Below are 25,539 nucleotides of genomic sequence, written 5' to 3'. Positions count from 1 at the left end.
GCGACACGTTGCCCCAGGCACGGACGGTGCACCAGGAGTACACCGGACCGCGGTACCCCCGGGGCGTCCGTCGACGACGGAGCACCCGGACCGTCGACGAGAGGGAGAACCCCCGAGCATGACCACCGCAACCGACTCGAACCGCCCCGCCGCAGCGAGCGGCACCTTCCGCATCGGCGGTGACCTCGAGGTGCACCGCCTCGGCTACGGCACGATGCAGCTGACCGGCCCCGGCGTCTGGGGACCGCCGAAGGACCACGACGAGGCGATCCGCGTCCTCAAGCGCTCCGTGGAACTCGGGGTCGACTTCTTCGACACGGCGGACAGCTACGGTCCGTACGTCGCCGAGGAGCTCCTCCGCGAGGCCCTGCACCCCTACGGGGACGACATCGTCATCGCCACGAAGGCCGGCCTCACCCGGACCGGCCCGAACGAGTGGCCGCCGGTCGGTCGCCCGGAGTACCTGCGCCAGGAGGCCGAGATGAGCCTCCGCCGCCTCGGCCTCGAGCGCATCGACCTCTTCCAGCTGCACCGCATCGACCCGAAGGTCCCGCTCGAGGACCAGATCGGCGAGCTGGCGAAGCTCCAGGACGAGGGCAAGATCCGTCACATCGGCCTCAGCGAGGTCAGTGTCGACGAGGTGAAGGCGGCGCAGGAGATCGCCACGATCGTCACCGTGCAGAACCTGTACAACCTGTCGAACCGGTCCTCCGAGGAACTGCTCGACTGGTCGGAGGAGCAGGGCATCGGGTTCATCCCGTGGTTCCCGCTGGCGACCGGGCAGCTCTCGGGCGAGGGCAGCCCGCTGTCCGAGCTCGCGAAGCAGCACGACGCCACCCCGTCGCAGCTCGCGCTCGCGTGGCTGCTCAAGCGCTCGCCGGTGATGCTGCCGATCCCGGGCACGTCGAGCGTCGCCCACCTCGAGGACAACCTCGCGGGCGCGCTCATCGACCTGACGGACGACGAGTTCGAGGCCCTCTCGAAGGCCGGCGCGTAAGCGCGCTCCGCTCCAGGACGACGGACGGGAGGGACGGTGGCGGCTCGCCCCGTCCCTCCCGTCCGTCGTCCTGGCCCGGATCACTGCGTCACCCGTCGGGTGAACCGGTGGATGAGCGGCGGGGCGTGCCGAGCCGCCGTGGCGTGCGCCCGGACGCCGCGTGGCGCGCCGTCCGCTAGACACGTCCCGCCGGCGCGGAGGGCGCTGCAGCGTCGATGCCCGGCGGGGGAGCCGGGGACGGAGGGGGACGACATGGTGGACACGGACACGGACACGGACACGGACGCGGACGCCGTCACCGCGACCCGCAGACGACCTGAGCCCGGACGACGTCGGCTCCTCCTCGGGGCCGCCTGGGGCCTCCCCGCCATCGGCGTCGTCGTCGCGACGCCGGCCCACGCGTCGAGCCCGGCGCACACGCTCGACGTCATGGTCCCCGAGCCGACCACCCGCCCGACCGGAGCCGACCTGAGCGACGTGGCGCTGCGACTCACCCGCGAGGGCGTCCCGGTCGAAGCCGAGGTGCTCGCCGTGGTCGAGGGCGCCGGGCCCACGTTCGAGGACGGCGCCACCATCCGGACGCTCCGGACCGACGCGGCCGGCATGGCACGCTGCGCCGGTCTCGGCGCGGGGACCGTGCCCGGCGTCTTCGCGGTCGTCGGACGGCACACGGCGTCCGGCTCGACCGGTCGGGGCGTGTTCACGGTGGTCGAACCGCCGCGCCCGCGCCCGTTCGTGCTCCGCGACGACGCGAACGGCGTCCACGTCGCGATCGGGCCCGACGGCGTCGTCGCCGCACGGGGGCCCCTCGCGGACGCCCTGGCGGCAGCGGCGTGCTTCCGGTTCCCGTTCGACCCGGGGCCGGTCGCCGACGCGATCGGGTCGATCCACGACGACGCCGGACGCTGCCTCACGCGCATGCGCCCGTCGAGCCCGTGGGCGAACCCGGTCGTCGACCTGCGGGACCCGGACGGCAGCGCGGACCAGACCTGGCACGTCGGGGCCGACGGGACCGCGTCGATCGGTGCTCCCGGCGCCGACGAGGTGTTCCTCGCGGACGCGGGCGGCGTGCGACTGACGGTCGTGCCGGCGGGTCGACCCGGCGTGCTCCGCATCGTGCTGCCGTGAGGCGCCTTCCCCGTCGTCTCCGGCCGCCCCAGCGGCTCCGGCTCCTGGGGGTGCTCCCGAGGCGTGGGGAGTAGCAAGGCCACGACGCCGGAGGCGCACGGACGGAGGGTCGACATGGATGAACACGACCTGCTCGCGCGGTGCTGGGCACCCGCGGTCGCGGACGCGCGCTCGGGGACGGACGCGCTCGGCGCGCTCCCCGTCGCCGAGCGCATCCGGGCGGTCGCCCGGGCCGGGTTCTCCGGGATCGGGTTGGGACTCGAGGACCTCCACGAGACGCGCGTCACGATCGGCCTGGAGGCACTGCGCCGGGTCCTCGACGACGTCGGCCTGGTCTGGGTCCAGCTCGGGACGCTCGAGGACTGGTGGACGACGGGGGACCGACGCGCCGTGAGCGACCTGGACCGGATGGTCGTGCTCGAGGCGGCGGCCGCGCTCGGGGCGGCGCAGATCGTCGTCGCCGCGGACACGACGACGCCCATGACCTCCCCCACCACGATGGCCGACGACTGGCTCGCCCTCGCCGCACAGGCGGAGCAGGTCGGGGCGCAGGTCGTGCTGTCGGCAGCCCCGACGTCGAACCTCGGCACCACGGAACGTGCGGCGCGGTTCGTCCAGCAGGCGGGGCACCCGAACGGTGGCCTCGTGCTCGACATCGCCCACGCCGTCGCCGGCGGCTCCACCGTCGCGTCCCTCCGCGCCGCCATCGACCCCGCGTTCCTGTTCGCCGTCGAGCTCTCGGACGCCGCCGGCCCCGATTCGGTGTCGACATGGGCCGGAGACCGACGCGCGCTCCCCGGTGGCGGCCTGGGGGACCTCCCGGCGCTCGTGCACGTCGCCCGCGAGCTCGGCCACGGTGAGCCCTGGGGCGTCGAGGTCCGGACCGCGGTGACCGACGGCATGTCCGCGGCGGACGCCCTGCGGACGGCGGCCGCGGCGAGCCGGGCGGTCCTCGACGCGGCCGACGCGATCGGGGCGCCCGCCGCGCCACCGATGCCCTCGTCGTCCGCGCCCGCCTCGGCGGTGGACGCCGACCTGCCGTACACACCGATCTGACGCGGGCGCGCTCGTCCGACGCGCCCGAGCGCGCCGACACGGGCACGGCCGTGTCGGCCCGCGTAGCGTCGACGGGGATCCAGACCGACGATCAGGAGGCCCACATGAGCGACGACCAGCACCCCGCCGAGCAGGCCGACGAGCGCCCGCTGCAGCGGAGCCAGGACGCCATCGACGACGCGAAGCACTTCGTCGCCGAACGGCTGGAGCCCACCGAGGACGACCAGACCGGCGACGACTCGGGACTGCCGGTGACCGGTGGCGGTGCCGCTGCGGAGGAACCCGCTCCCGGCGCCTGACCCGTCAGGACTCGCGGACCACGTCCCCGGGGTCCTTGTCCGTCCGCCATCCCCGCCACGAGGGCTGCCGCAGCCGGTCGCCGTTCGTCCACTCCGCGAACTCGACCTCGCCGACCCGGACGGGATCGACCCATCGAGCATCCCGGGCGTCCGCCCGGGGGACGTCGGCGAAGGGCGGGTCGGCCCGGGCCAGGGGGCCGAGGACCGCCTCGATCTCGTCGAGGTCGCGGTCCCGGAACCCGGTGCCCACCTTGCCGACGTAGCGCAGGCGGTCCCCGTCGGGGATCCCGAGGAGGAGCGAGCCCACCCCGCCCGCGCGGCGTCCGGTGCCGGGCTTCCAACCGCCGACCACGACCTCCTGCGTGGCGTGGTGCTTGATCTTCACCCAGGCATCGGAGCGGCGGCCGGTCGAGTAGCGGGAGTCGCGTCGTTTGGCGACCACGCCCTCCAGGCCGCGGCGACGGCTCTCGTCCATGGCGTCCTCGAGCGTTCCGTCGGCGGCCGGGGGGACGTCGATCGGGCCCCCGGGCTCGACGACGGTGGCCAGTGCCTCCCGGCGGTGGTCGTACGGAACGCGCGTCAGGTCGTGCCCGTCCGCCTCGAGCACGTCGAACACCTCGAACCGCACCGGGGTGGTGCGCATCCCGTGCTCGACGTCCCGGGCGCGCGACAGCCCCATGCGGTTCTGGAGGTCGCTGAAGTCCGGGCGGCCACGGTCGTCCAGTGCGACGATCTCGCCGTCGAGGACCGCGTCGACCCCGACCTGGTCGGCGAGGGCACGGAGCTCGGGGTACTGGCTCGTCAGGTCGTTCCCGTTCCGGCTGGTCAGGCGGACGTGTCCGTCGCGGACCTCGGCGATCGCACGGATGCCGTCCCACTTCATCTCGAAGGCCCACCGGTCCGGCGTGAGCGCGCCCGGGGTCTTCGCCGGGCTCGCGAGCATCGGACGGAACCGCTCGGTCGCGTCGGTGTCCGCTGGCGGCGCCGTCGCCGCGGGCGGTCGGGAGGACCGGGGGGACTCCGGTGCGGACGTCGCCCCCACCGCGGCGTCGCCGTGGTCGAGCCCCTCGGGCTGCTGCTTCGTCCGGTGGATCAGCCAGTTCCGTTCGTCCCCGCCGCGCCCGCGGGTGTGCAGGAGCGCGAGTCGGCGGGTGCCGCGGCCGACGCCGTGCAGGGTGACGATGACCTCCTGGCCCTCGCGCCACTTCTCGAGCTCGTACGTGCCGTGGTCCCAGATGGTGACGCTGCCGCCGCCGTACTCGCCCTTCGGGATCGTGCCCTCGAAGCCCCCGTACTCGAGCGGGTGGTCCTCGGTCTGCACGGCCAGGTGGTTCTGGCCCGGGTCCTCGGGCTCGCCCTTCGGCAGGGACCAGCTGACGAGCACGCCGTCGTGCTCGAGTCGGAAGTCGTAGTGGAGCCGGCTCGCGTGGTGTTCCTGGATGACGAACGTCGGCCGACCGTCGGTGCGGACGGTCGGGGCGCCCTGCGGCACGGGCTCCGGCGTCCGGGAGGCGTCGCGCATCGAGCGGTAGGTGGCGAGGCGGTCCGGTGCCGCGCCTCTCGGCTGCTCGGTCCGGTGCGCGCGGTTCGGCTCGTCCTCCTTGAACGAGCCGTCCGGGTTCCGGTTGCTCTCCCAGTGGCCGTGGTCGGGCCTCCCGACCGCGAGTGCGGCGGCGGCGACCGGGTGCAGGGGGTCGCCGATGGTGTGGAGGCGCTCGACGACCTCGGCCATCGTCAGGTGCCGGAGGTCGGGGTCGTCGAGCTCGTCCCAGGTGCGGGGCGCGGCCACCGTCGGCTGGGCGCGGCCACGGAGCGAGTACGGGGCGATGGTGGTCTTGTTGCCGTTGTTCTGCGACCAGTCGACGAACACCTTGCCGTTCCGGGCAGCGCGGGACATCTGCGACAGCACGAGGTCCGGCATGTCCTGTTCGAGTGCGCGGGCGAGTTCGTGCGCCACCTCGCTGACCTGCGCGGACGTCGACGAGCCGTCGAGCGCTGCGTACAGGTGGATCCCCTTGCTGCCGCTCGTGACGGGCATCGGTTCGAGGCCGGCACCGTGCAGGAGCTCCCGGGCCGCGTGCGCCACCTCGACGCATTCGCGGAGGCCCACACCCTCGCCCGGGTCGAGGTCGAGGACCAGCCGGTCCGGGCGCATGGGCGTGCCGTCGGCGTCGAATCGCCACTGCGGCACGTGGAGTTCGAGGGCGGCCTGCTGGGCGACCCAGGTCAGGGTCGCGACGTCGTCGAGCAGCGGGTACTCGATGTCGTGGTCCTTGTGGTGGACGACCCGGTGGCGGATCCAGTCCGGGGCGCTGTCAGGCAGGTTCTTCTCGAAGAACACGGGGCCCTCGACGCCGTTCGCCCAACGCTTCCGGGTCAGCGGGCGGTCCTTCGCGTGCGGGATCATCCACGGCGCCACCTCGACGTAGTAGGCGATGACCTCGCCCTTCGTCGTCCCCGTCTCCGGGTAGAGCACCTTGTCCAGGTTCGTCAGCGTGATGCGGCGGTCGCCGACCGTGATCGTCCGGCCGCGCGTCGTCGTCCCGGCCATCGCTACAGCGCCATGCCCGTCGCCCCCGCGATCGTCAGCGTCGACCCGGACGTGTAGCTCGACTCGGGGCCGGCCAGGTGCACGTACGCCGCTCCGAGCTCGACCGGTTGGCCCGGCCGCCCGAACGGTGTGCCCTCGCCGTAGTGCTCGATCTCGGCGCTGTCGTACGACGCGGGCTGCAACGGGGTCCAGATCGGCCCGGGGACGATGCAGTTCGCGCGGATGCCCTTGCTCGCGAGCTGACCGGCGAGGCCGTTCGTGAAGGTGATGATGCCGGCCTTGGTCATGCCGTAGTCGAGGAGCCGGGTCTGCGGCTGGTACGCCGCGACGGAGGCGGTGGTGACGATGGTCGAGCCGGGGGCCATGTGCGGGACCGCGGCCCGGCAGAGCCAGAACATGGCGTAGAGGTTCACCTTGACCGTCAGGTCGAAGTCCTCGGTGCTCGTCGTCGTGATGTCCTCGTTGACCTTCTGGTGGCCGGCCACGAGCACGAGCGAGTCGAGGCCTCCGAGGGTGCTGACCGCCTCGGCCACGATCCGCTCACACGTGGCCTCGTCGGTGAGGTCCCCGGGCAGGATCACCGCCTTGCGTCCGAGGTCGCCGATGACGTCGCGGACCTCCTCGAGGTCCTCCTGCTCCTCGGGCAGCGCGTTCAGGGCGACGTCCGCGCCCTCCTTCGCCATCGCGATCGCCGCGGCCCGGCCGATGCCCGAGTCGGCACCGGTCACGAGCACTCGGTAGCCCGGCATCCGGCCGGTGCCGACGTAGCTGGTCTCGCCGTGGTCCGGCTTCGGGTCCATCGCGTTCGTGCCGCCCGGGAGCTCCTGCGACTGCGGCGGGTACGGGGGCTGGGGGAACTGTGTCCGGGGGTCCTGCTTGTCGAGCTGGCTCATGCGGCCATCGAACACGCCGGATGTGGTCGCTGCTCGGAGCCTCCGGCGCGATCGGTCGCACGACGGGGAGCGGGTGGCGCTCCGGCGTGTGCAGGACCGGTGGGGAGAGGGCGCGCCCCGAGTACGGTCGTGTCCATGCCAGAGCGTTCCGAGTACGGCGACGATCCCATGCAGTACGGCGTGTTCCACGTCGCCGAGGCCCCGGCACGCGGGACGGTCATCCTGATCCACGGCGGCTTCTGGCGGGGCACCCCGGACTACTTCGACGGACCCGCCCCGCTCGCCGAGGCCCTCGTGGGTCGGGGCTGGAACGTGTGGCGGATCGAGTACCGGCAGCTGCCGAACGGTGGCGGCTGGCCGGGCACGCTCGACGACACCGCGGCCGCGATCGAGCACCTCGTCGTCGTCGCCGCGTCACTGGCCGTCGACCCGGGACCGGTCCTGACGGTCGGCCACAGCGCGGGCGGTCACCTCGCGGTGTGGGCGCTGTCCCGCCCGGACGCCGTGCTGCCGCTCGAGGGCGCCGTCAGCCTGGCCGGCGCGCTCGACCTGCGGCTCGGCGAAGCGGACCGCATCGGCGGTGGCGCGGTGGTGGACTTCCTCGGCGGCACGTCCGCGGCCCACCCCGACCGGTACGCGGCGGCCGACCCGGCGACGCGGGTCGTCCCGGACCTGCCGGTCCGCATCGTCCACGGCGACCGCGATGACGTCGTCCCCATGAACCAGTCCGACGCGTACGTCGCCGCGGCGCGAGCGGCCGGACAGGACGCCTCGGTCCGCGTGGTCCCCGGTGACCACATGGACGTCATCGACCCCGCGCACCCGGCCTTCGCCGCGCTGCTGGCGGCGCTCGAGGAGATCCGCGCGGCAGCCTGACGCGGGCGGAGCGATCCGGTTCCGCACCAGAGAGGTCTCTGCGGCAGCTGTCCACACCGCGGTGGAATGTGATGTGTCGGAATCGGCAACGGCCGCAGACAGCCCGGTGCCGAAACCCCAGAAGGACCGCGACGTGGCCCGGTTCCTCCGGGAGCACGGGTGGGTCATCGCCCGTCAGGGCAAGGGCAGTCACGAGGTCTGGCGCGACCCCGCAGGCTCGGTGATCGTCCTACCGCGGCACGGCGAGGTCTCGGCCGGTCTCGTGCGGCAGATCATCACGAAGGTCGATGGAAAGGTGCCGTCGGGGTGGCGCTGAACGGAGGAGGAGGAACGACATGACGATCGCAGCGCATCCGGTCCGTGTCCTGCGGGCCATCGCTCGGCCCGACGGGGCGTGGTGGACCGTGGAACTCCCGGAGTTGACGTCGCCGAGCCCGCTGGGAGGGGAGCCGATCATCGCGCTGGGCCAGGTGGAGCGGGACGGCGACGTCGCGGCCGCAGCGCTCGACATCGCCGCCGTCTGGCTCGACGTCGACGAGTCGACGCTCGAGGTGCGCGTGGAGTTCGGCCGCCCGCTGACGGGCGACTGACCCCCGCGTCCGGTCAACGCTCCCTGCGGGTGACGTCGGCACCAGGGGGGAGCGTCACGAACCCGAGCGCCATCGCGAGCACGTACACGCCGGCCTGGACCTCGAGCAACGGCATCGTGCCGACGACGGCCTGGAGCGCTCCAGCCGCGAGCAGGCCGACGCCCTGCCCGACCGCGACGCCGAGACCGAGCGCGGCGAACACGGCAGGCCGTGCCGCGGCCGACGCCCCCAGTTGCAGCAGGCTCGTGAGCCCGGACCCCATGACGACCCCCGGAGCACCGACCAGGGCGAAGAGCACGACGTACAGCCAGAGCGCGTGCGTCGCGAACGACGCGTTCCAGGCGACGACGGTGAGTCCGGCGAACCCGACGAGTCCGAGCAGTGCGATCCGACGGACGCGGACCCGACCGGCGATCGCGGCGAGCACGAGGCCCGCGCCGATCGCACCGACCGCCTGGACACCCCGGAGCAGGCCGACGTCGGCGTCCGAGCCGGCGAGCCGGTCGCGCACGAAGAACACGAAGAGGACGACGAACATCCCCTGGGCGACGGATGCGGTCGTGACGACGGCGAGTGCGCCGCGCGTGGCGGGGTCGCGGAATGCGCGGAGGAGGCCCTGCGGATGACGTCGGGGCGCGGACGACGTCGGGACGCGGACCGCCGCCTCCGCCGCGCCGGCCGCCTCCGCCGCGCCGGCCGCACCTGCCGCGCGGACGGCGTGGTCCGTCGTCGCCACTGCCGGCCCGGGTCGCGGGAGCCCCGCCAGCACGACGGCCGACACGACGTACGTGGCGAGGTCCACGCCCGCGACGAGCGGCAGGTCCCCGACGACGAGGAGCACGCCGCCGAGCGGCCCGCCGACCAGCCGGCCGACGTCCTGGTTCAGCCCGACGAGCGCGTTGGCGGACACCACGCGGTCGGGACCGACGAGCGTCGGGAGCAGTGTGTTCTTCGCGGGCTCGAACACCGCACTGCACACCGCCTGCAGCACGATCACCGCGCACACGACGGTCAGCGCGGTGCCGGCCGGCAGGCCCTTCCCACCCACCAGGAGCAGCGGCACCAGCCCGCAGGCCTGGACGACGTTCACCGTCACCATCAGCCGCCGGGGGTCGGTCCGGGCGAGGATCCGTGGCACCACCGGTGCCAGGAGGATCGGTGGGAGCAGTTCGAGGAGGAACGCGACGGACGTCGTCAGCGCCGAGCCGCTGAGCCGGAGGACGACGAGCGGCAGCGCGATGAACAGGAGCCAGTCTCCGCCGTCGGACACGACGCCCGCGGTCCACAGACGTCGGAACGCGGGGACCGCGAGCGCGGAGCCCGCGAGGCGGCCTGGTGCCGGGCCTCCCGGCCGGGGCGCGGTGCGGGTGGTCATGCGGCGGGGCCGGACCGTGCGGCGGCTGGGTCGAAGCCGGGCCGCGGGAAGGCGGTGAGTGTCACGTGGACGTGCGCGGCGTCGTCGGGCGCGACGTCGCGGATCGGCGCGATGTACGGGCGCACGATCGCGTCGATCCTGGCGACGACGTCGGCGAGTTCGTCGGGGGTGATCCGGAGTCCGTACTGGGCGTGCACGTCCGCCGACCGCCAGACCTCGGGGAGCGTGTCCCGGGTGCGGAGGTGCTCGCGCGCCAGCTGGTGGTCGAGCTGGAGCGCCGCGGCGAGCATCGCGTCGAGGCCGACACGGTCGGCGGGGTCGGTGTCGTCGTTCGTGAACCCGGTGATCGTCGCGCGCCAGGGGCGGGTCCGGCCGTCGGTGGCGTGCGCAGGCTCGACGAGTCCGTGCGCGGCGAGGACGCGGAGGTGGTAGCTGCAGTTCGAGGGCGAGTCCCCGACCGCACGAGCGCACTCCGAGGCGGTCGCGGGTCCGGCGGACATGAGGTAGGCGAGGACGTCGAGGCGCACGGGGTGAGCGAGTGCGTCGAGGACGGCGGGGTCGCTGATGTCCGGGCGGTGTTCCGCCCTCGGGGCCCGGTCGGGCTGCTCGTGCTCGTCCACGTGTGCTCCGTCCTGGTCTGAAAGAGGCTTTCGGATCGTACGGTCCATCCCGCTGATCTGCAAGGGCCTTTCAGATCCCCTCCCGCTGGTGGTCCGCGGAGAACCGGTGCGCCCTGACCCGAGCACGGGCATCATGGCCCCATGAGGTCGATCTGGAAGGGTTCCATCGCGTTCGGGCTGGTCAACGTGCCGATCAAGGTCTACGCGGCGACGGAGACCCACGACATCGCGCTGCACCAGGTCCACGACGAGGACAACGGCCGCATCCGGTACAAGCGCGTGTGCGAGCTCGGTCACGACGTCGACTACGAGCACATCCAGCGCGCCTACGACGACGGCGACAAGACGGTCGTGCTCACCGCGGACGACCTGAAGACGCTGCCCGAGGAGCAGTCCCACGAGATCGAGGTGCTCGAGTTCGTGCCGAGCGACCAGGTGGACCCGATCTCGTACGAGAAGTCCTACTACCTCGAGCCGGACTCGCGGTCGCCCAAGGCGTACGTCCTGCTCCGCGAGACCCTCGATCGCACCGACCGGACCGCCATCGTGCAGTTCACGCTCCGGCAGAAGACCCGGCTCGGTGCCCTTCGGGTGCACGACGACGTCCTCGTCCTGCAGGGGCTGCTGTGGGGGGACGAGGTCCGCGCAGCCGACTTCAAGGCCCTCGACACGGACGTCAAGGTCTCGGCGAACGAGCTGAAGATGTCGTCCTCACTCGTCGACAGCATGTCCACCGACTACGACCCGAGCAAGTACACCGACGAGTACCAGGAGCAGCTGCAGCAGCTCATCGACGCGAAGCTCGAAGCGGGCGACGACGTCGACACCGCCGCGACCTTCGGTGAGCAGCCGGACGAGGACGAGGGCGACGGCGGTGACGTCATCGACCTCATGGCGGCGTTGCGCGCGTCGGTCGACCGGAACCGCGCCTCCCGGTCGAGCCGGGGTGGTCGATCGGCCGATGACGACGCGGCGGCCGAGGACGACCCCGAGCCGCGGCGGAAGGCACCGGCCGGGAAGGCGGCCTCGAAGGCGTCGTCGAAGACGTCCGCCGCGAAGGCGTCGTCGTCGACCGCGGGTGCGAAGGGCGAGAAGAAGGTGCCTGCCGCTCGGTCCCGCTCGAAGAAGGCCAGCTGAGCGGTCCTTCACCCGACGGTCGCTCGCCCGAGGTCGGGCGGCAGCACTCCGCGCGTACGTTCGGCGGCGCTGGTCCGAGCGCCTGCTCGACGGCTCGACGGAGCGAGGAGACCGAGATGTTGCTGGACGGAACGACGATCGTGGTCACGGGTGGCAACAGCGGGATCGGCGAGCAGATCTGCCTCGCCGCGGCCGCCGAGGGGGCCAACATCGTCATCGACTACGTCGTGCACCCCGAGGCGACGGACGCCCTCATCGCGAAGATCGAGCAGGCCGGTGGCAAGGCCGTCGGCGTCGAGGCGGACATCACGAAGGCCGACGACCTGCACCGCATGGTGCAGACCGCGGTCGACACCTACGGGCGGCTCGACGTGCTCGTGAACAACGCGGGTGTCGAGGACCGCAAGTCCCTGCTCGAGGAGACCGAGGAGGGCTACGACCGCGTCATGGCGATCAACATGAAGAGCGCGTTCTTCGGCTCGCAGGCGGCGGCGAAGCAGTTCGTGGCGCAGGGCGGCGGCGGGCTCATCCTCAACATCTCGAGCGTGCACGAGGACTGGCCGATGCCGGGCAACCTCGCCTACTGCGTCGCCAAGGGCGGCATGCGGATGCTCGCCCGGAGCGGTGGCGTCGAGCTCGGGCCCCACGGCATCCGCATGGTGAACATCGCGCCCGGCGCCGTGGACACGCCGATCAACACCGCGACGACCTCGGACGCCGACAAGCTCAGGCAGCTCGACGCCGCGATCCCGCTCGGTCGGCTCGCCGAGCCGAGGGAGATCGCCGAGGTCGTCGTCTTCCTCGCGTCCGGCAAGGCCGGGTACATGACGAGCACCACCGTCACCGTCGACGGCGGGATCTCGCAGGGCAGCGTCGGGCTCTGACCGCGGGGCTCTGACCGCGGGGCTCTGACCGCGGGGCTCTGACCGCGGGTCCGCCGCGATCAGCTCCGAGGCACCTCGCCGTCCTCCTGGTCGTCCTGGCGAGTCCGCCGGGCCGCCAGGGGCACCCCGATCCAGAGCACCGCGGTCGCGACGAACACGACGACGCCGCCGATCACACCCATCGTGTGTCCCAGGACGACGTCGAACACGAACAGGACCGTGCCGGCGAACAGCAGCGCGCTCATGACGAGACAGGCGATGAGGATCCGGTTGCCGAAGCGCACGAGGTCGTGCTTCTGCCGCTGCCCGAACAGGAGGCGGTGGGTCGAGACCGCGCCCAGCGCCAGGATCGTGATGCCGGCCGCGAGGATGACGAGCACGAGGTAGATCGCGATCTCACCGTCGTCGAGGATGCTGAAGCGCTGTTGGAACGGCAGCGTGAGCAGGAACCCGGCGAGGATCTGGGTGCCCGTCTGCACGATCCGCAGCTCCTGCTGCATGTCGCGCCAGTTCCGGTCGTACCGCTCCGACCGGGTCTCGTTGCGTGCCCGATCCGCTGCTCCGTCGTCGGTCGTGCTCATGGCCGACCAGGGTAGCCGAGGGGGAGCCCGCACCGGACGCAGCTGTGGGCTGGTGCCGACCCGCGGTCAGGACGCGACGCGCGCCGTGACCTCCGCCACCGCCTCCAGGACGTCGTCGACCGTGACCGCCAGGAGGGCCGGGTCGGGCTCCGTCGCGAACACGTCACCCCGGCGGACGCTCGCGTCCGTCAGCACGACGTGCGGACCAGAGGCCGGCGGGCCCCACTCCTCCGGCGGCGCCGGGCCGAACAGCACGACGCTCGGCACGTGGTACGCCGACGCCAGGTGCGCGGCGCCCGTGTCGACGGTCACGACGACGTGCGCGGCGGCGATGACCGCGGCGAACTCCTGCAGGTCGAGCCGGCCCGCCAGCACGGCGGCCGGTGCCAGGCCGGCCCCCTCGGCGACGGCGGTGGCGCGGTCGACGTCGTCCGCGCCTCCCGTCACGACGACGTCGAGTCCCTGGGCCGCGAGCGCACGGGCGACCGCGGCGAACCGCTCGACCGGCCAGTGCCGCGCGCCGTAGAACGCGCCGACGTGCACGACGGCGGCGTCCCGGACCGCGGGCTCGAGGTCCGGCACGCGGATGTCGACCTCGTCCGGGTCGCCCTCGATCCCGAAGGCGCGGACGAGGCGGATCCACCGCTCCCGCTCGTGCATGCCGTCGAGCCAGGGCAGCCCGTCCTCACCGTGCGCGGCGTGCTTGATGGTGTGCCGGGCCTCCAGGTGCGCGATGATCGCGCGGGACTCCCCGCCGGAGCCGTGCAGGTTCACCGCCACGTCGACGGTGCCGGGTTCGATCGGCATGTCGTGGTCGAGGCCCTGCTGCGCCAGGTGCACGTCGACCCCCGGCAGCAGCTCGACGATCGGGGCGAGCCACGCGGTGGTCGCGAGCGTCATGCGGTGCTCCGGGTACGCGCGGCGCAGTGCGTGCAGCGCGGGCACGGCGATGAGGATGTCACCGAGCTTGATCGCGCGGAGCACGACGAGTTCGGGGCGGCCGTCCGACGGCGGCAGGGCGGGGAGTGCGGGCACGGGTCGACGCTACCGGGAGTGGTGGCGGCGTGTGCCGGCACGGCAACCGCACGGAGTACAACCAAATACGGCTGGAGCCGGATGCAGTTGTAGGATCCGTCCCATGCCCGACCTCGCTGACGCACTGGCCCTCCTCGGGGAGATGGGTCTCGTCGCGCGCCTGGTCGGTCCCCGGACCGTCGCTTGGAACGGCCCGTCGCTGCGTGTTGCTCGAGCGATCGTCCTCGACAGCCCGCCCGCGCCGAGCCGGGTCGAGGCCGCCCTTGGGGCCCTCGACCCGGCCGACCGGACGGCGAGGCTCCTCTACGTCCTCCGACGGGCATCGCCGTCCCTGGTGCGACGCGCGGTGGAGGACCACCGTGTCGCGGTCGTGAGTGTCGACGAAGGCCACCTCGTCGTCGACGGCGACCACTGGCGCCGGGACCGAGCGGCACCGCCGGAGCGGGCGCGTCCCCGAGGTCGGACGCCGTGGGGACGGTTCGCGCTCGGGCGGGTCCTCCTGCGGACGGTGCACCCGCGGACACAGGCCGCGCTCGCCGCGGAGGCCGGGATCACACAGCAGGCCGTCGCGAAGGCGCTCCCCGCCCTCGAGGAGTTCGGAGTCTCGCGGTCGCTCGGCGGCTGGATGTGCGCAGACCCTCCGGCTCTCTGGGACCACTGCGTCGACGACTACCCCGGTCCGGGCGGCCTCCGGCAGGGGTGGATGAGCGCCGCTGCGCTCGACGAGCAAGTCGCCCGGGCCCGCGCGGTCGCGGGACGCGACGTGCTGGTCTCCGGTGATCTCGCGGCGGATGCGCTCGTCCCGTGGCGTCGCCCGGTCCGCGCCGCGGTGTGGTCGCCCGTCGGCATCGATCTCTCGGCAAGGTCCGTGGTGGCAAACCGCTTGGAGGCCACGCTGCTCCTGACGGTGCCCGAAGACCCGACCGTCGTGGCCACGGCGCGCTCCTGGGCCGAAGCCTCCCCGAGCACGACCGATCCGGTCATCACCGCTTGGGAGATCATGCAGACGCCGGGACCCGACGCGCACGAGGCGGCGCAGGTCCTCCGCGACGCGGTACTCAGCGGGCGGGATCGGAACGCGGTACTCAGCGGGCGGGATCGGGACGCGTGATCCGGATCCGCGCGACCGCCCCGTGCACCTCCGCCGCCGACGACCTGGCCTACGGCGCCTTGGCCGATGCCGTCCGTGCCACAGCCGACCTGGACGACGTGCGCGTCATCGGCGGTCACATGGTCGGTCTCCTGCTCACGGCGTTCCCGGTTCCGGGGCTCGAGGTCCGACGCACTGCCGATGCGGACGCCGGTGTGAGCACCGAGGTCGCGGCTCGTGATGTCGTCCACGCGCGGCTGCTCGATCGGGGGTACGCCACGGCTGGCGGGAACCGCCTCGTGTCGGGAGGGAAGACGATCGACCTCATCGTCGAGACGCCCTACCCGACAGCGCGGCCGAGGACGCTCGGGACGCGTCAGTTCGACAGCACGCTCGGGCTCGACCTCGCCCTCGCCCTCCCACCGATCGTGATCGACACGACGGTCGTCCACCGAGACGGACGTACCGAGCAGCTCGTGGTCCGGGAGCCGACGGTGGAGGCCGCCACCATCCTCAAGAGCGCGGCCGCGATGTCGCGGCACAGCGCGAAGGACCTGATCGATCTGTACCACCTCCTGGCGATCCGTCACGAGCACGGGGCGGAGTCGATCGGGGGATGGCGTCTGGATGAGGAGCCTGCGCGAGGGCACCGCCTCGACGCCGTACGGGTGCTCCGCTCGATCGGGGTCCGCGACAGCCGCTTCGTCGCTGCGGGGGTGCGACCGACGGACTTCGTCGCACTCGTCCGCGAGTACGTGGCGCAGGACGACCCCGACGCGCCGGGCGCGTGACGGGGACCGGCCGGACCGGGTAGGAATCGGTGCATGAGCCTGCGCACGCACCGCCCCCCTCGCGCTGTCCTCTTCGACCGCGACGGCACCCTCGTGGTCGACGTGCCCTACAACACGGACCCGGACCTCGTGGAGCCGGTGCCGGGGGCCCGCCGCGCGGTCCAAGCGCTCCGTGCCGCGGGGGTCGCGGTCGGTGTCGTGACGAACCAGTCGGCGATCGCCCGGGGGACCGCGACCCGCGACCAGGTCGACGCGGTGAACGCCCGGGTGGACGAGCTCATCGGTCCGTTCGACGTGTGGGAGGTCTGCCCGCACGGTCCGGACGACGACTGCGACTGCCGGAAGCCCCGTCCGGGGATGGTCGTCAACGCCGCGGAACGCCTCGGCGTCGCGCCCGAGGAGTGCGTCGTCATCGGGGACATCGGCGCGGACATGGGCGCGGCGCGCAACGCGGGAGCGGCCGGCATCCTCGTTCCCACCGAGGTCACCCGGGCCGAGGAGATCGACGAGGCGGACGTCGCCACGGAGTCGCTCGTCGACGCGGTCGCGCTCGTGCTCCACTCGCTGCGCCACGGCCGCCAGGGTGACCTCGCCGCACGGGCGGAGCGCGCCGGGGCGGAGCGCGCGGCGGCGGAGCGCGCGGCGGCGGAGCGCGCCGGGGCGGAGCGCGCCGGGACCGGGCGGTGACGCGCCGGGTCCTCGTCGTCCGGCTCGACAGCTTCGGAGACGTCCTCGTCGGCGGACCCGCGGTCCGGGCCGTCGCCGCGGCTCCGGACACCGAGGTGTGGATGCTCTGCGGCCCCCAGGGGGCTCCCGCGGGGCGGCTCCTGCCGGGCGTGGACGAACTCCGGGTCTGGGCCTGCCCCTGGATCACCGAGACCGACCGGCCGGTCGACGCCGCGATGCTCGCCGAGTTCGACGCGATCGTCCAGGAGGCTCGGCCCGACGAGGCCATCGTCCTCACCTCGTTCCACCAGTCGCCCCTCCCGGTCGCGCTCCTCCTCCGCCTGGCGGGGGTCGCGAGGATCACCGGGGCGTCGGTCGACCACGCGGGGGCACTGCTCGACGTGCGACTCCGGCCGGGCGAGGACTTCCCCGAGGACCAGCCCGAACCCGAGCGTGCGCTGGAGATCGCCCGAGCGGCGGGGTACGCGCTGCCGGACGGGGACGACGGCCGGCTCGCGGTCATCCACGACCCGGCGGACCTGCCCCCGGAGTTCGACGGGCTCGGACCGTACGTCGTGGTGCACCCCGGCGCGAGCGTCCCGGCGCGGTCGTGGCCGGTCGATCTGCACGCCGCGCTCGTGGAGCGGCTCGCCGCCCTCGGACACACCGTGGTCGTGACCGGCAGCCCGGGCGAGCGTGACCTCACGGCTGCCGCCGCAGGGGCCTCGGGCATCGACCTCGGGGGCCGGACGAGCCCGGCGGCACTGGCGTCGGTGCTCGCGGGCGCCGAGGTCGTCGTCGTCGGGAACACGGGTCCGGCCCACCTCGCCGCGGCCGTCGGGGTCCCGATCGTCAGTCTGTTCTCGCCGGTGGTGCCCGCGGTCCGGTGGGCGCCCTACGGCGTGCCCGTGGAACTGCTCGGCGACCAGCAGGCGCCCTGCCGACTGAGCCGCGCCCGCGAGTGTCCGGTGCCGGGACACCCGTGCCTCCGCTCCGTCGACCCGGAGGCCGTGGTCGCCGCGTGCGCGCGCCTCGCTGGCTGGGAACGGGGCACGTCCGGGGTACAACACTCCTGAGAAGCAGTCCCACCGGGAGGCGAGCAGCAGGAGGAGTGCGTATCGTCCGAATTCCCGGCGTTCCCTCAGCCGGGGACGGACGAGCAGGAGGTATGGCGTGCGGATCCTGGTGTGGCACGTGCACGGCGGCTGGATGGACGCGTTCGTCCGGGGTCAGCACGACTACCTCGTCCCCACCACCCCCGCCCGTGACGCCTGGGGCCTCGGTCGCGCCGACCGGCTCTGGCCCGAGAACGTCGTCGAGATCGCGCCCGAGGCCGTGCGCGACGCCGACGTCGATGTCGTCGTCCTGCAGCGCACCGAAGAGTTCGCCGAGGCCGAACGCCTGCTCGGTGCCCGTCTCGGCCGCGACCTCCCGGCGGTCTTCGTCGAGCACAATGCCCCGCGGGTCGACGTCCCCGCGTCCCTGCACCCGCTGCGCGACCGGGACGACGTCCTCATCGCGCACGTCACGCACTTCAACGCCCTCATGTGGGACTGCGGCACGACCGCCACGACGGTGATCGAACACGGCGTCGTCGACCCCGGTCCGCGGTACACCGGCACGCTCGAGCGGTTCGGGGTCGTGGTCAACGAGCCCGTCCGCCGGACGCGCGTCGCCGGGACCGACCTCGTGCCGCGGTTCGCGGCGGTCGCCCCCGTCGACGCGTTCGGGATGGGCACCGACCAGCTCCCGGACGCCCTCGGACTCGGTCCGGACCGGCTCGGCGTGATGGGGGACGTCAAGCCCGACCCGATGCACACGAAGCTCGCCGAGCGCCGCGCCTACCTGCACCTCAACCGCTGGACCTCGCTCGGGCTGTCCCTGCTCGAGGCGATGCACATGGCGATGCCGGTGCTCGTCCTCGGCACGACCGAGGCGGCCCGTGCGGTCCCCGCCGAGGCCGGCGCGATCTCGACCGACGTGGAAGACCTCGTCGCCACCGCCCGACACCTCGTCGCCGACCCCGACGAGGCGCGTCGCCGCGGCCTCGTCGCCCGGGAGGCCGTGCTCGCGCGCCACTCCCTGGAGCGGTTCCTCGGCGACTGGGACGACCTCCTCGACGGCGTGCAGGAGCGTCACCTCGCAGCACACCACCGATCCGCACCGGCCCCGGCACCGCTCACCGACCTGGTCGGCGCAGCCCCGGTCGCCGAACGCACCGACGGAAGGAACCGCGCATGAAGATCGCCATGGTCTCGGAGCACGCCAGCCCGCTGGCCACGCTCGGGGGCGTCGACGCCGGCGGCCAGAACGTCCACGTCGCAGCCCTGTCCGGGGCGCTCGCCGACCGCGGGCACCAGGTGACGGTCTACACGCGGCGCGACGACGCGACCCTGCCGCGCCGGGTGTCGCTCCGCCCCGGTGTGGACGTCGTGCACGTCGACGCCGGGCCGGCCGAACGCCTGCCGAAGGACGACCTGCTCCAGTACATGGGGCAGTTCGCCTCGTTCCTCGTCGCCGCGTGGACCGTCGACCGCCCCGACATCGTGCACAGCCACTTCTGGATGTCCGGGCTCGCGGCCCTCGACGCAGCACAGCAGCTCGGTGCCCACAGCGACGGGCCGCGCATCCCCGTCGTGCACACGTACCACGCGCTCGGCGTCGTGAAGCGCCGCCACCAGGGCTCGGCCGACACCAGCCCGAGCGAGCGCGAGTGGCTCGAACCGGAGGTCGGGCGCCGCGCCGACCAGGTCATCGCGACGTGCTCCGACGAGGCGTTCGAGCTCAAGGCCCTCGGCATCCCGAACCGCAGCATCTCGGTGGTGCCCTGCGGGGTCGACGTCGACGCGTTCACGCCGGACGGCCTGACCGAGGTCCGCAGCCGACGGCACCGGGTCGTCACGGCCTCCCGGCTCGTGCAGCGCAAGGGCGTCGGCACGACGATCGACGCGCTCGCCCGCCTCGTGCACGCGGGCCGCGACGTCGAACTCGTCATCGTGGGTGGGGCGGGGACCGCCGGGGCCGACCTCGTGGACGACCCGGAGTACCAGCGCCTCGACGCCCTGGCCACCCGGCTCGGCGTGCGGGACCACGTGACCTTCCGCGGCCAGCTGTCCCAGCGCGAGATCCCGACCGTCCTCCGGAGCGCCGACGTCGTCGTGTGCGCCCCGTGGTACGAGCCGTTCGGGATCGTGCCGCTCGAGGCCATGGCCTGCGGCGTCCCGGTCGTCGCGTCGAGCGTCGGCGGCCTCATCGACACCGTCGTCGAGGACGCCACCGGCCTGCACGTGCCGCCGCGGGACGCCGCCGCGGTCGCCGAGGCCGTCGCCGCGATCCTCGACGACCCCGACCGTCGCGTGGCGTTCGGCCGCGCCGGCCGCGAGCGGGTCGAGTCCCGCTACTCGTGGGCGCGCATCGCCACCGACTCCGAGCGGGTGTACGACCGCATCACCGGTCGCCGTTCCACCCGTCCCGGACGTCGCCGTGCCGGTGCCGTCCCCACGCTCGACCCCGCCCCCCTGGGCACCGCCGGAAGGACCCTCCGATGACCATCGACCTGCCCGCCACCACCGCTCGGCCGACGTCGGACGAGCCGGCCTCGAGCGCGTCGCTCGTCCTCGACCACATCGCCGCGTCCGTCCCGGTCATCGCGTCCCTCGCCGAGCACGGCGACCACATCGCGGCGTGGGCTGACGACCTCGCGTCGCGGCTCGGCCGGGGCCAGCGGCTCCTCGCGGCCGGCAACGGCGGCTCCGCGGCGGAGGCTCAGCACCTGACGAGCGAGCTCGTCGGCCGGTTCGACGGGGACCGTCCCGCCTTCAGTGCGATCTCGTTGCACGCCGAGTCCTCCGCGGTCACCGCGATCGGGAACGACTACGGCTACGAGCACGTCTTCGCCCGCCAGGTGCACGCGCACGCCCGCGCCGGCGACGTCCTCGTGCTGCTCTCGACGAGCGGCAAGAGCGAGAACCTGCTCAACGCAGCCCGTGCCGCCCGCTCGATCGGCGTCCGCACCTGGGCGATGACCGGATCACGCCCGAACCCCCTCGCCGAGGTCGTCGACGACGCGATCTGCATCGACGGGCCCTCCGCCAACGTGCAGGAGGCCCAGCTCGTCCTCGTGCACGCACTCTGCCGGGCCATGGAGCCCGCGCTCAAGGGACTCCGGGGAGGCCGCCGATGAACGCCCGCACGGACACCACCCGCACGCGGATCGTCGTCGTCGGCGACACCCTGCTCGACGTCGACGTCACCGGGACCTCGGAGCGCCTCAGCCCCGACGCGCCCGTGCCCGTGCTCGACGTGCAGGACGAGGTCCGCCGCGCCGGTGGTGCCGGGCTCGTCGCGACCATGCTCGCGCGCGACGGCCACGACGTCACGCTCGTCACGGTGCTCGGCCAGGACGACCGGGGCGCCGAGCTCCGGGACGGCATGCCCGGCGTCCGCGTCGTCGCCGGGGACTCCGGCGTCGCGACCCCCGTCAAGACCCGCGTGCGTGTCGGCGACCACGCGCTCGTCCGCATCGACGAGGCATGCGCGACGCCGCCCGTGCCGGATGTGACCGCGGACATGACCGCCGCGCTCGAGGGCGCCGACGCGATCGTCGTCGCCGACTACGGCCGTGGCCTCGCCGCCGCTCCCGCGCTCCGGGAGGCCCTGACCCGCGTCGCCGAGACCACCCCCGTCGTGTGGGACCCGCACCCGAAGGGCGCGCAGCCGGTCCCGGGCATCGCGGTCGCCACCCCGAACGCCGCGGAGGCCCGGGGCTTCTCCGGCGCGACCGGCTCCGGCGTGCCCTTCGCCACGGCCGCCGGCGAGCAGCTCGTCGCCGACTGGTCCGCCCACGCGGTCGCCGTCACGATGGGCGAGAAGGGCGCGTTGCTCCGCACCGACGCCGGCGACTCCCGCTTCGTCCCCGCGCCCTCCGTCACCGCGGGCGACCCCTGTGGCGCCGGTGATCGGCTCGCGGCCGGCGTCGCCGTCGCGCTCGCGCAGGGCGCCTCGACCGAGGACGCCGTCGCGGCGGGTGTCGCCGACGCCTCCGCCTACCTGGCCGCGGGCGGCGTCGCGTCGCTCCTCGCGCCTCCCGCACCGGTCACCGTGCCGGGCAGTGACCGGGACGCCATCCGGGTCGCCCACGACGTCCGCGCCGCGGGCGGCACCGTGGTCGCGACCGGTGGTTGCTTCGACCTGCTCCACGCCGGCCACGCCCGCACGCTGTCGGCCGCCCGAGCGCTGGGCGACTGCCTCGTGGTCTGCCTCAACTCGGACAGCTCCGTCCGCGGGCTCAAGGGCCCGGACCGGCCGATCATGACGCAGGAGGACCGCGTCGAGCTCCTCCTCGCGCTCGACTGCGTCGACGCCGTCATCGTGTTCGACGAGTCGACGCCCGACGAGGCCCTCCGCCGCTTCCAGCCCGACGTCTGGGCGAAGGGCGGTGACTACTCCGCCGACGAGCTCCCGGAGTCCCGGACCCTCGCCGAGTGGGGTGGCCGCGTCGTCACCGTGCCGTTCCACCCGGGACGCTCCACCACGCGGCTCGCCGCCGCCCTCGAACGCGTCGGGTAGCGCGAGCGCGCACCATCCCGACCACGTCCGGCCGGGAGGCGCGGCAGCCGTCCGCCGTCGCGCCTCCCGTCCGACCGCAGAACCGAAAGGAACACCCATGCCCATCCCCACCACGCCCATCGGCCGCGTGCTCGTCACCGGCGGTGCGAGCGGCCTCGGTGCCGCCGTCGCCGCCGCCGTCGCCGAGGCGGGCGGCACCCCGATCGTGCTCGACCTGAAGACCGACGCGGTCCCGAGCGAGTGGGACAGCGTGGCCGTCGACGTCACCGACACCGCCGCCACCGAGCAGGCCGTGCGCGACGCCGCCGAGCGTCACGGTGGCCTCGACGCCGTCGTCACCGCCGCGGGCATCGACAAGCCGGCCCCGATCGGCGGTATCTCGTCGGGCGACTGGGAGCGCATCGTCGGCGTCAACCTGCTCGGCACCGCCGCGACCGTGCGGGCGGCACTGCCCGCGCTCGAGGCCTCGAACGGCCGCGTCGTCATCATCTCGTCCTCGCTGGCGCTCAAGGGCGTCGGCGACGGCACCGCGTACTCCGCGTCGAAGTTCGGCGTCCGCGGGTTCTCCCAGGCGCTCGCGGCCGAGACCCGTGGCGTCGTCGGCGTGACGAACATCATCCCCGCGGGCATGCGCACCGCGTTCTTCGAGGGCCGCACCGAGCAGTACAAGCCGGGGCCGGACGCCAAGCTCATCGAGCCGGAGTACGTCGCGAACGCGATCATCTTCGCCCTGAGCCAGCCCGCCGGGTGCGAGATCCGCGAGCTCGCGATCATGCCGGCCGAGGAGCCCAGCTGGCCGTAGGCCCCCGGCCCGGCCTCCGGCCTCCGGCCCGGCCTCCGGCCTCCGGCCCGGCCCCCGGCCTCCGGCCCGGCCTCCGGTTCCGCCGAGATCGCAGAACACGCCGTTCACCTTCCGAGGTGAGCGGCGTGTTCTGCGATCTCGAGGGGGTGCTCGCGGCGCGTCGTGCGACCTCGGGAGGGGACTGGCGCTCGCCCTCCCATGCGGAACCCCGGTCAGGACACCGAGTCGGGCGCGTCCGGGTGCGGGACGACCAGCCGGTGTCCGAGGGTGTGGAGGACGAGTGTCACCGTCGCGGTCGCCACGGCGAGACCGAAGAACACCGCACCGACGCCGAGGTGCACCGCACTGGTCGTGAGGCTGAACGCGTCGAAGCCGCCGGACGCGTGCACCTCGTCGTACGAGCGCACCCAGAACACCACCGCGGTGACGACGAGCCCCAGCGTGAGGACCCAGAGGGCGAACACCGGCCGGTTCGCGAGCCAGCGCGGCGGCGATGGATGGGGGGACGTCGGGTCAGGCCATGAGGGTGACTCGGACATGACGGCATCCTGGCATGCGGGCGGAGGTGGGGAGAGCCTCCCGATCGGGGGGCTGTACCGGGCCGCGCATACGGCGGCCCCTGCGGTAGCGTGCGCTGACACGACGACGCGGCCGACCGGCCGCAGAGGGGACGCCGCCGTGAGCAACGCCGACCACCGGTCCGACACCGTCGACCGATCGGACCCGGACCGCCAGTACGAGAACGCGATCGGGGAACGACTCGGGGACCCGGTGTGGGCACGTGTCCGTCCCCTGGTGTTCCGCACGATCATCGGCGCCGTCGTGGCCGCCGGGTTGGTCGGTGTCGTCGCGGTCCTCATCGGCGACTTCGGACTCGTCGCGATCCAGCTCCTCCTCACCATCACGGTCGTCATCGTGTTCGCCCTGCTGTCCTGGTACGACGCCGACGTCTCCGCCAAGCGCTCCGGCGCGTTCGCGATGGCGAGCGTGGCGACCTCGATGTACCTGCTCGTGGCGGGCCTCCTGGAGGTCTGGGTGCTCCACGACGGCCCGTACGGTGCGGACGTGTCCACCGTCGGGGAGCAGTTCTGGCAGTGGATCGGCGCGGTGCTCATCGCCCGCGCCGCACTGCTGCACGTGCACCTGCTGCTCGTCATCCACCGCCGTTACCCCACACCGCTCCTGCAGGTGGTCGCCAAGGCGACGGTCGTCGTCATCGCGGTGATCGCCGTGCTGCTGTCGATCCCGGTGCTGTTCTCGCACACGCACTTCGCCTCGGGCTACTGGCGCCTGGTGTGGGTGCTCGCGATCCTCGATCTGCTCGGCACCGTCCTCGTGCCCCTGAGCAACGCGCTGTTCCGTCCGCGTGCCGACGATCCGTACAGCCTCACGACGGACGGCGGCGGCGCCGCTCCGATGCAGTCGGCCGACCGATCGGCGTGGGGCGTCCCAGGCGGGGCCGTCACGCCGGTCAGCCCCGTCGGCACGAGCGATGCCGACCGGGCGGCGCGGTCGGTGCAGGCACCCGTGCCGAACCTCCCGACCGGCTGGGACTCGGTGCCGGCGCCGGTCGTGCCCGAGCAGATCGCGCCCGACTCGTCCACGAACGCAGCCGGGTCGTCGTCCATCGGAGCGGGGACACGTGTTCCGGCGGTCGTGCGCGGTCGAGACGGCCTGCGGTACGCCGCGGCCCCACCCGTCGAGCGGGTCCTCGCGTGGCCGCGGTACGTCGACGGGACGCCGCTGCCCGCGTTGCCGGACGGATCGCCCGACTTCTCGCAGGTGGCCCGTGCCTGACCTGCGGACGGTCCCCTCGAGCCTCGACTCCTCGGTGGTCGCCGAGATCGACGCGCGACTCGCCAGGGTCGAGACCGAGCACGGGGTCGCCGTGTCGTGGGCGATCGAGAGCGGGAGTCGTGCGTGGGGGTTCCCGTCGCCCGACAGCGACTACGACTGCCGCTTCCTGTTCGTCCGCCCCCGGCATCGCTACCTGGCACTGTGGCCCGATCGAGATGTGATCGAGACCCCGCTCGACGCCGTGTTCGACGTCAACGGGTGGGACCTCGCCAAGACGGTGCGGCTCCTCGTCCGGGGCAACGCCGTCGCGATCGAGTGGCTCCGGTCGCCGATCGTCTACCGGGGCGACGAGGGGTTCCGTGACCGGATGCTCGGGTTCGCGGGCGAGGTCATGCAGCGCGGCGCGATCGGCCGGCACTACCTGCACGTCGCCCGGCAGCAGCAGACCGGTTCGCGCACGCTCAAGCGGTTCTGCTACGTCCTGCGGTGCGCCACGACGCTCCGCTGGCTCGACGACCACCCGGACGGTGTCCTGCCGCCGATGGACCTGCCGACGTTGCTCGACGAGACCACCGTGTCGGCCGAGGTCCGCGACGCGAGCGCCGCGCTGATCGCCGCGAAGGCAGTGACGCGCGAACTGGGGACCGGAGCGCCTCCCACAGTGCTCCAGCGGTACGTCGACGAGGAACTCGAGCGTTCGGCGTCGTTCGACCAGCTCGACGCGGCTGCGGACGTCGCCGATCGTCGCGCGTGTGCCGAGGCGTTCTTCCGCGCGGAGGTCGAGCGCGTGCACTGACGGCGCG

At 73.5% G+C, this 25,539-nt stretch carries 27 protein-coding genes; 20 read left to right on the top strand and 7 right to left on the bottom strand.

Annotation, left to right across the window (positions count from 1 at the left end; all coding sequences use genetic code 11):
- Nucleotides 1-118 precede the first annotated feature (118 nt).
- The 4 genes from DEI94_RS14710 (at nt 119) to DEI94_RS14695 (ending at nt 3,480) form a co-directional block, all read left to right on the top strand.
- Entirely contained in the window at nt 119-997 is an 879-nt protein-coding gene (locus DEI94_RS14710) for an aldo/keto reductase (RefSeq protein WP_111013001.1), read from the top strand.
- A gap of 252 nt (nt 998-1,249) precedes the next feature.
- Nucleotides 1,250-2,125, top strand: coding sequence for a hypothetical protein (locus DEI94_RS14705; protein ID WP_111025794.1), 876 nt, complete (start codon nt 1,250-1,252; stop codon nt 2,123-2,125).
- Nucleotides 2,126-2,239: 114 nt separating this feature from the next.
- Entirely contained in the window at nt 2,240-3,181 is a 942-nt protein-coding gene (locus DEI94_RS14700; protein WP_111025792.1) for a sugar phosphate isomerase/epimerase family protein, read from the top strand.
- A 104-nt stretch (nt 3,182-3,285) separates the two neighbouring features.
- A complete protein-coding gene (locus DEI94_RS14695) occupies nt 3,286-3,480 on the top strand; it encodes a hypothetical protein (RefSeq protein WP_111010638.1) in 195 nt (64 codons plus the stop codon).
- 4 nt (nt 3,481-3,484) lie between these two features.
- On the opposite strand, the gene DEI94_RS14690 is transcribed toward DEI94_RS14695, so the two are convergent.
- Nucleotides 3,485-6,031, bottom strand: coding sequence for an ATP-dependent DNA ligase (locus DEI94_RS14690; protein ID WP_111010639.1), 2,547 nt, complete (start codon nt 6,029-6,031; stop codon nt 3,485-3,487).
- A 2-nt stretch (nt 6,032-6,033) separates the two neighbouring features.
- Nucleotides 6,034-6,924 (bottom strand): SDR family oxidoreductase, encoded by an 891-nt coding sequence (locus tag DEI94_RS14685; protein WP_111010640.1) that lies wholly within the window; start codon nt 6,922-6,924, stop codon nt 6,034-6,036.
- Between the two features lie 135 nt (nt 6,925-7,059).
- Here DEI94_RS14685 and DEI94_RS14680 point away from each other — a divergent pair, with 135 nt between their 5' ends.
- The 3 genes from DEI94_RS14680 to DEI94_RS14670 all read left to right on the top strand — a co-directional run bounded on the left by DEI94_RS14680 (nt 7,060) and on the right by DEI94_RS14670 (nt 8,390).
- Complete coding sequence (locus DEI94_RS14680) at nt 7,060-7,800, top strand: alpha/beta hydrolase family protein (protein WP_146244073.1); 741 nt, start codon at nt 7,060-7,062, stop codon at nt 7,798-7,800.
- 133 nt (nt 7,801-7,933) lie between these two features.
- Nucleotides 7,934-8,116, top strand: coding sequence for a type II toxin-antitoxin system HicA family toxin (locus DEI94_RS14675; protein ID WP_258368626.1), 183 nt, complete (start codon nt 7,934-7,936; stop codon nt 8,114-8,116).
- Nucleotides 8,117-8,135: 19 nt separating this feature from the next.
- Nucleotides 8,136-8,390, top strand: a complete 255-nt coding sequence (locus DEI94_RS14670) for a hypothetical protein (protein WP_111010643.1) — start codon at nt 8,136-8,138, stop codon at nt 8,388-8,390.
- A gap of 13 nt (nt 8,391-8,403) precedes the next feature.
- Here DEI94_RS14670 and DEI94_RS14665 read toward each other — a convergent pair whose 3' ends face one another.
- A complete protein-coding gene (locus DEI94_RS14665) occupies nt 8,404-9,765 on the bottom strand; it encodes an MFS transporter (protein ID WP_111010644.1) in 1,362 nt (453 codons plus the stop codon).
- Complete coding sequence (locus tag DEI94_RS14660) at nt 9,762-10,385, bottom strand: helix-turn-helix domain-containing protein (RefSeq protein ID WP_220035674.1); 624 nt, start codon at nt 10,383-10,385, stop codon at nt 9,762-9,764. Before DEI94_RS14660 ends, DEI94_RS14665 begins: the two co-directional genes overlap by 4 nt.
- A gap of 141 nt (nt 10,386-10,526) precedes the next feature.
- Here DEI94_RS14660 and ku point away from each other — a divergent pair, with 141 nt between their 5' ends.
- Nucleotides 10,527-11,522, top strand: coding sequence for a non-homologous end joining protein Ku (gene ku / locus DEI94_RS14655; RefSeq protein WP_111010646.1), 996 nt, complete (start codon nt 10,527-10,529; stop codon nt 11,520-11,522).
- A 116-nt stretch (nt 11,523-11,638) separates the two neighbouring features.
- Nucleotides 11,639-12,406, top strand: a complete 768-nt coding sequence (locus DEI94_RS14650) for an SDR family NAD(P)-dependent oxidoreductase (protein ID WP_111010647.1) — start codon at nt 11,639-11,641, stop codon at nt 12,404-12,406.
- Nucleotides 12,407-12,465: 59 nt separating this feature from the next.
- Here DEI94_RS14650 and DEI94_RS14645 read toward each other — a convergent pair whose 3' ends face one another.
- A complete protein-coding gene (locus DEI94_RS14645) occupies nt 12,466-12,987 on the bottom strand; it encodes a DUF6328 family protein (protein ID WP_111025790.1) in 522 nt (173 codons plus the stop codon).
- Nucleotides 12,988-13,053: 66 nt separating this feature from the next.
- The gene (locus tag DEI94_RS14640; protein ID WP_111010649.1) at nt 13,054-14,022 is read right to left on the bottom strand and encodes a glycosyltransferase family 9 protein; all 969 of its coding nucleotides are present in this window, start codon (nt 14,020-14,022) and stop codon (nt 13,054-13,056) included.
- A gap of 103 nt (nt 14,023-14,125) precedes the next feature.
- Between DEI94_RS14640 and DEI94_RS14635 the strand changes: the two genes are divergently transcribed.
- From DEI94_RS14635 to DEI94_RS14595, 9 genes are all read left to right on the top strand, one after another.
- On the top strand, nt 14,126-15,133 hold the full coding sequence (locus DEI94_RS14635) for a hypothetical protein (protein WP_111010650.1): 1,008 nt from the start codon (nt 14,126-14,128) through the stop codon (nt 15,131-15,133).
- Nucleotides 15,130-15,903, top strand: coding sequence for a hypothetical protein (locus DEI94_RS14630; RefSeq protein WP_111010651.1), 774 nt, complete (start codon nt 15,130-15,132; stop codon nt 15,901-15,903). Before DEI94_RS14635 ends, DEI94_RS14630 begins: the two co-directional genes overlap by 4 nt.
- Nucleotides 15,904-15,936: 33 nt before the next feature.
- Nucleotides 15,937-16,590 carry a D-glycero-alpha-D-manno-heptose-1,7-bisphosphate 7-phosphatase gene (locus tag DEI94_RS14625; RefSeq protein WP_111010652.1) on the top strand — a complete coding sequence of 218 codons (654 nt, stop codon included), beginning with the start codon at nt 15,937-15,939 and terminating at the stop codon, nt 16,588-16,590.
- Complete coding sequence (locus DEI94_RS14620; RefSeq protein WP_111025788.1) at nt 16,587-17,645, top strand: glycosyltransferase family 9 protein; 1,059 nt, start codon at nt 16,587-16,589, stop codon at nt 17,643-17,645. Before DEI94_RS14625 ends, DEI94_RS14620 begins: the two co-directional genes overlap by 4 nt.
- A 97-nt stretch (nt 17,646-17,742) precedes the next feature.
- Complete coding sequence (locus DEI94_RS14615) at nt 17,743-18,810, top strand: glycosyltransferase (protein ID WP_111025786.1); 1,068 nt, start codon at nt 17,743-17,745, stop codon at nt 18,808-18,810.
- Complete coding sequence (locus DEI94_RS14610) at nt 18,807-20,117, top strand: glycosyltransferase (protein ID WP_111025784.1); 1,311 nt, start codon at nt 18,807-18,809, stop codon at nt 20,115-20,117. The genes DEI94_RS14615 and DEI94_RS14610 overlap by 4 nt, the downstream gene beginning before the upstream one ends.
- The gene (locus DEI94_RS14605) at nt 20,114-20,752 is read left to right on the top strand and encodes a D-sedoheptulose-7-phosphate isomerase (protein ID WP_111013017.1); all 639 of its coding nucleotides are present in this window, start codon (nt 20,114-20,116) and stop codon (nt 20,750-20,752) included. Before DEI94_RS14610 ends, DEI94_RS14605 begins: the two co-directional genes overlap by 4 nt.
- The gene (locus tag DEI94_RS14600; protein ID WP_111025782.1) at nt 20,749-22,137 is read left to right on the top strand and encodes a PfkB family carbohydrate kinase; all 1,389 of its coding nucleotides are present in this window, start codon (nt 20,749-20,751) and stop codon (nt 22,135-22,137) included. The genes DEI94_RS14605 and DEI94_RS14600 overlap by 4 nt, the downstream gene beginning before the upstream one ends.
- Before the next feature lie 97 nt (nt 22,138-22,234).
- Nucleotides 22,235-22,939, top strand: a complete 705-nt coding sequence (locus tag DEI94_RS14595) for an SDR family oxidoreductase (protein ID WP_111010658.1) — start codon at nt 22,235-22,237, stop codon at nt 22,937-22,939.
- Nucleotides 22,940-23,151: 212 nt separating this feature from the next.
- Here the strand turns inward: DEI94_RS14595 and DEI94_RS14590 are convergent, their stop codons facing one another.
- Nucleotides 23,152-23,478 (bottom strand): hypothetical protein, encoded by a 327-nt coding sequence (locus DEI94_RS14590; RefSeq protein WP_111025780.1) that lies wholly within the window; start codon nt 23,476-23,478, stop codon nt 23,152-23,154.
- 139 nt (nt 23,479-23,617) lie between these two features.
- Between DEI94_RS14590 and DEI94_RS14585 the strand changes: the two genes are divergently transcribed.
- The gene (locus DEI94_RS14585) at nt 23,618-24,736 is read left to right on the top strand and encodes a hypothetical protein (RefSeq protein ID WP_258377943.1); all 1,119 of its coding nucleotides are present in this window, start codon (nt 23,618-23,620) and stop codon (nt 24,734-24,736) included.
- The gene (locus DEI94_RS14580; RefSeq protein WP_258377942.1) at nt 24,729-25,532 is read left to right on the top strand and encodes a nucleotidyltransferase domain-containing protein; all 804 of its coding nucleotides are present in this window, start codon (nt 24,729-24,731) and stop codon (nt 25,530-25,532) included. Before DEI94_RS14585 ends, DEI94_RS14580 begins: the two co-directional genes overlap by 8 nt.
- Nucleotides 25,533-25,539 lie beyond the last annotated feature (7 nt).

The sequence above is a fragment of the Curtobacterium sp. MCBD17_040 genome, from assembly GCF_003234805.2.
GTDB lineage: Bacteria > Actinomycetota > Actinomycetes > Actinomycetales > Microbacteriaceae > Curtobacterium.
The sequence above is the reverse complement of the archived record's forward strand: the minus strand, read 5'-3'. Positions and strand labels throughout refer to the sequence as shown.

What these genes read in the sequence shown, in the direction of transcription:
- DEI94_RS14605 (WP_111013017.1), top strand. Translation starts at nt 20,114, where the DNA reads ATGACCATCGACCTGCCCGCCACCACCGCTCGGCCGACGTCGGACGAG.
- DEI94_RS14685 (WP_111010640.1), bottom strand. Translation starts at nt 6,924, where the DNA reads ATGAGCCAGCTCGACAAGCAGGACCCCCGGACACAGTTCCCCCAGCCC.
- DEI94_RS14695 (WP_111010638.1), top strand. Translation starts at nt 3,286, where the DNA reads ATGAGCGACGACCAGCACCCCGCCGAGCAGGCCGACGAGCGCCCGCTG.
- DEI94_RS14700 (WP_111025792.1), top strand. Translation starts at nt 2,240, where the DNA reads ATGGATGAACACGACCTGCTCGCGCGGTGCTGGGCACCCGCGGTCGCG.
- DEI94_RS14670 (WP_111010643.1), top strand. Translation starts at nt 8,136, where the DNA reads ATGACGATCGCAGCGCATCCGGTCCGTGTCCTGCGGGCCATCGCTCGG.
- ku (WP_111010646.1), top strand. Translation starts at nt 10,527, where the DNA reads ATGAGGTCGATCTGGAAGGGTTCCATCGCGTTCGGGCTGGTCAACGTG.
- DEI94_RS14650 (WP_111010647.1), top strand. Translation starts at nt 11,639, where the DNA reads ATGTTGCTGGACGGAACGACGATCGTGGTCACGGGTGGCAACAGCGGG.
- DEI94_RS14645 (WP_111025790.1), bottom strand. Translation starts at nt 12,987, where the DNA reads ATGAGCACGACCGACGACGGAGCAGCGGATCGGGCACGCAACGAGACC.
- DEI94_RS14665 (WP_111010644.1), bottom strand. Translation starts at nt 9,765, where the DNA reads ATGACCACCCGCACCGCGCCCCGGCCGGGAGGCCCGGCACCAGGCCGC.
- DEI94_RS14710 (WP_111013001.1), top strand. Translation starts at nt 119, where the DNA reads ATGACCACCGCAACCGACTCGAACCGCCCCGCCGCAGCGAGCGGCACC.
- DEI94_RS14680 (WP_146244073.1), top strand. Translation starts at nt 7,060, where the DNA reads ATGCCAGAGCGTTCCGAGTACGGCGACGATCCCATGCAGTACGGCGTG.
- DEI94_RS14690 (WP_111010639.1), bottom strand. Translation starts at nt 6,031, where the DNA reads ATGGCCGGGACGACGACGCGCGGCCGGACGATCACGGTCGGCGACCGC.
- DEI94_RS14705 (WP_111025794.1), top strand. Translation starts at nt 1,250, where the DNA reads ATGGTGGACACGGACACGGACACGGACACGGACGCGGACGCCGTCACC.
- DEI94_RS14610 (WP_111025784.1), top strand. Translation starts at nt 18,807, where the DNA reads ATGAAGATCGCCATGGTCTCGGAGCACGCCAGCCCGCTGGCCACGCTC.
- DEI94_RS14600 (WP_111025782.1), top strand. Translation starts at nt 20,749, where the DNA reads ATGAACGCCCGCACGGACACCACCCGCACGCGGATCGTCGTCGTCGGC.
- DEI94_RS14635 (WP_111010650.1), top strand. Translation starts at nt 14,126, where the DNA reads ATGCCCGACCTCGCTGACGCACTGGCCCTCCTCGGGGAGATGGGTCTC.
- DEI94_RS14625 (WP_111010652.1), top strand. Translation starts at nt 15,937, where the DNA reads ATGAGCCTGCGCACGCACCGCCCCCCTCGCGCTGTCCTCTTCGACCGC.
- DEI94_RS14590 (WP_111025780.1), bottom strand. Translation starts at nt 23,478, where the DNA reads ATGTCCGAGTCACCCTCATGGCCTGACCCGACGTCCCCCCATCCATCG.
- DEI94_RS14595 (WP_111010658.1), top strand. Translation starts at nt 22,235, where the DNA reads ATGCCCATCCCCACCACGCCCATCGGCCGCGTGCTCGTCACCGGCGGT.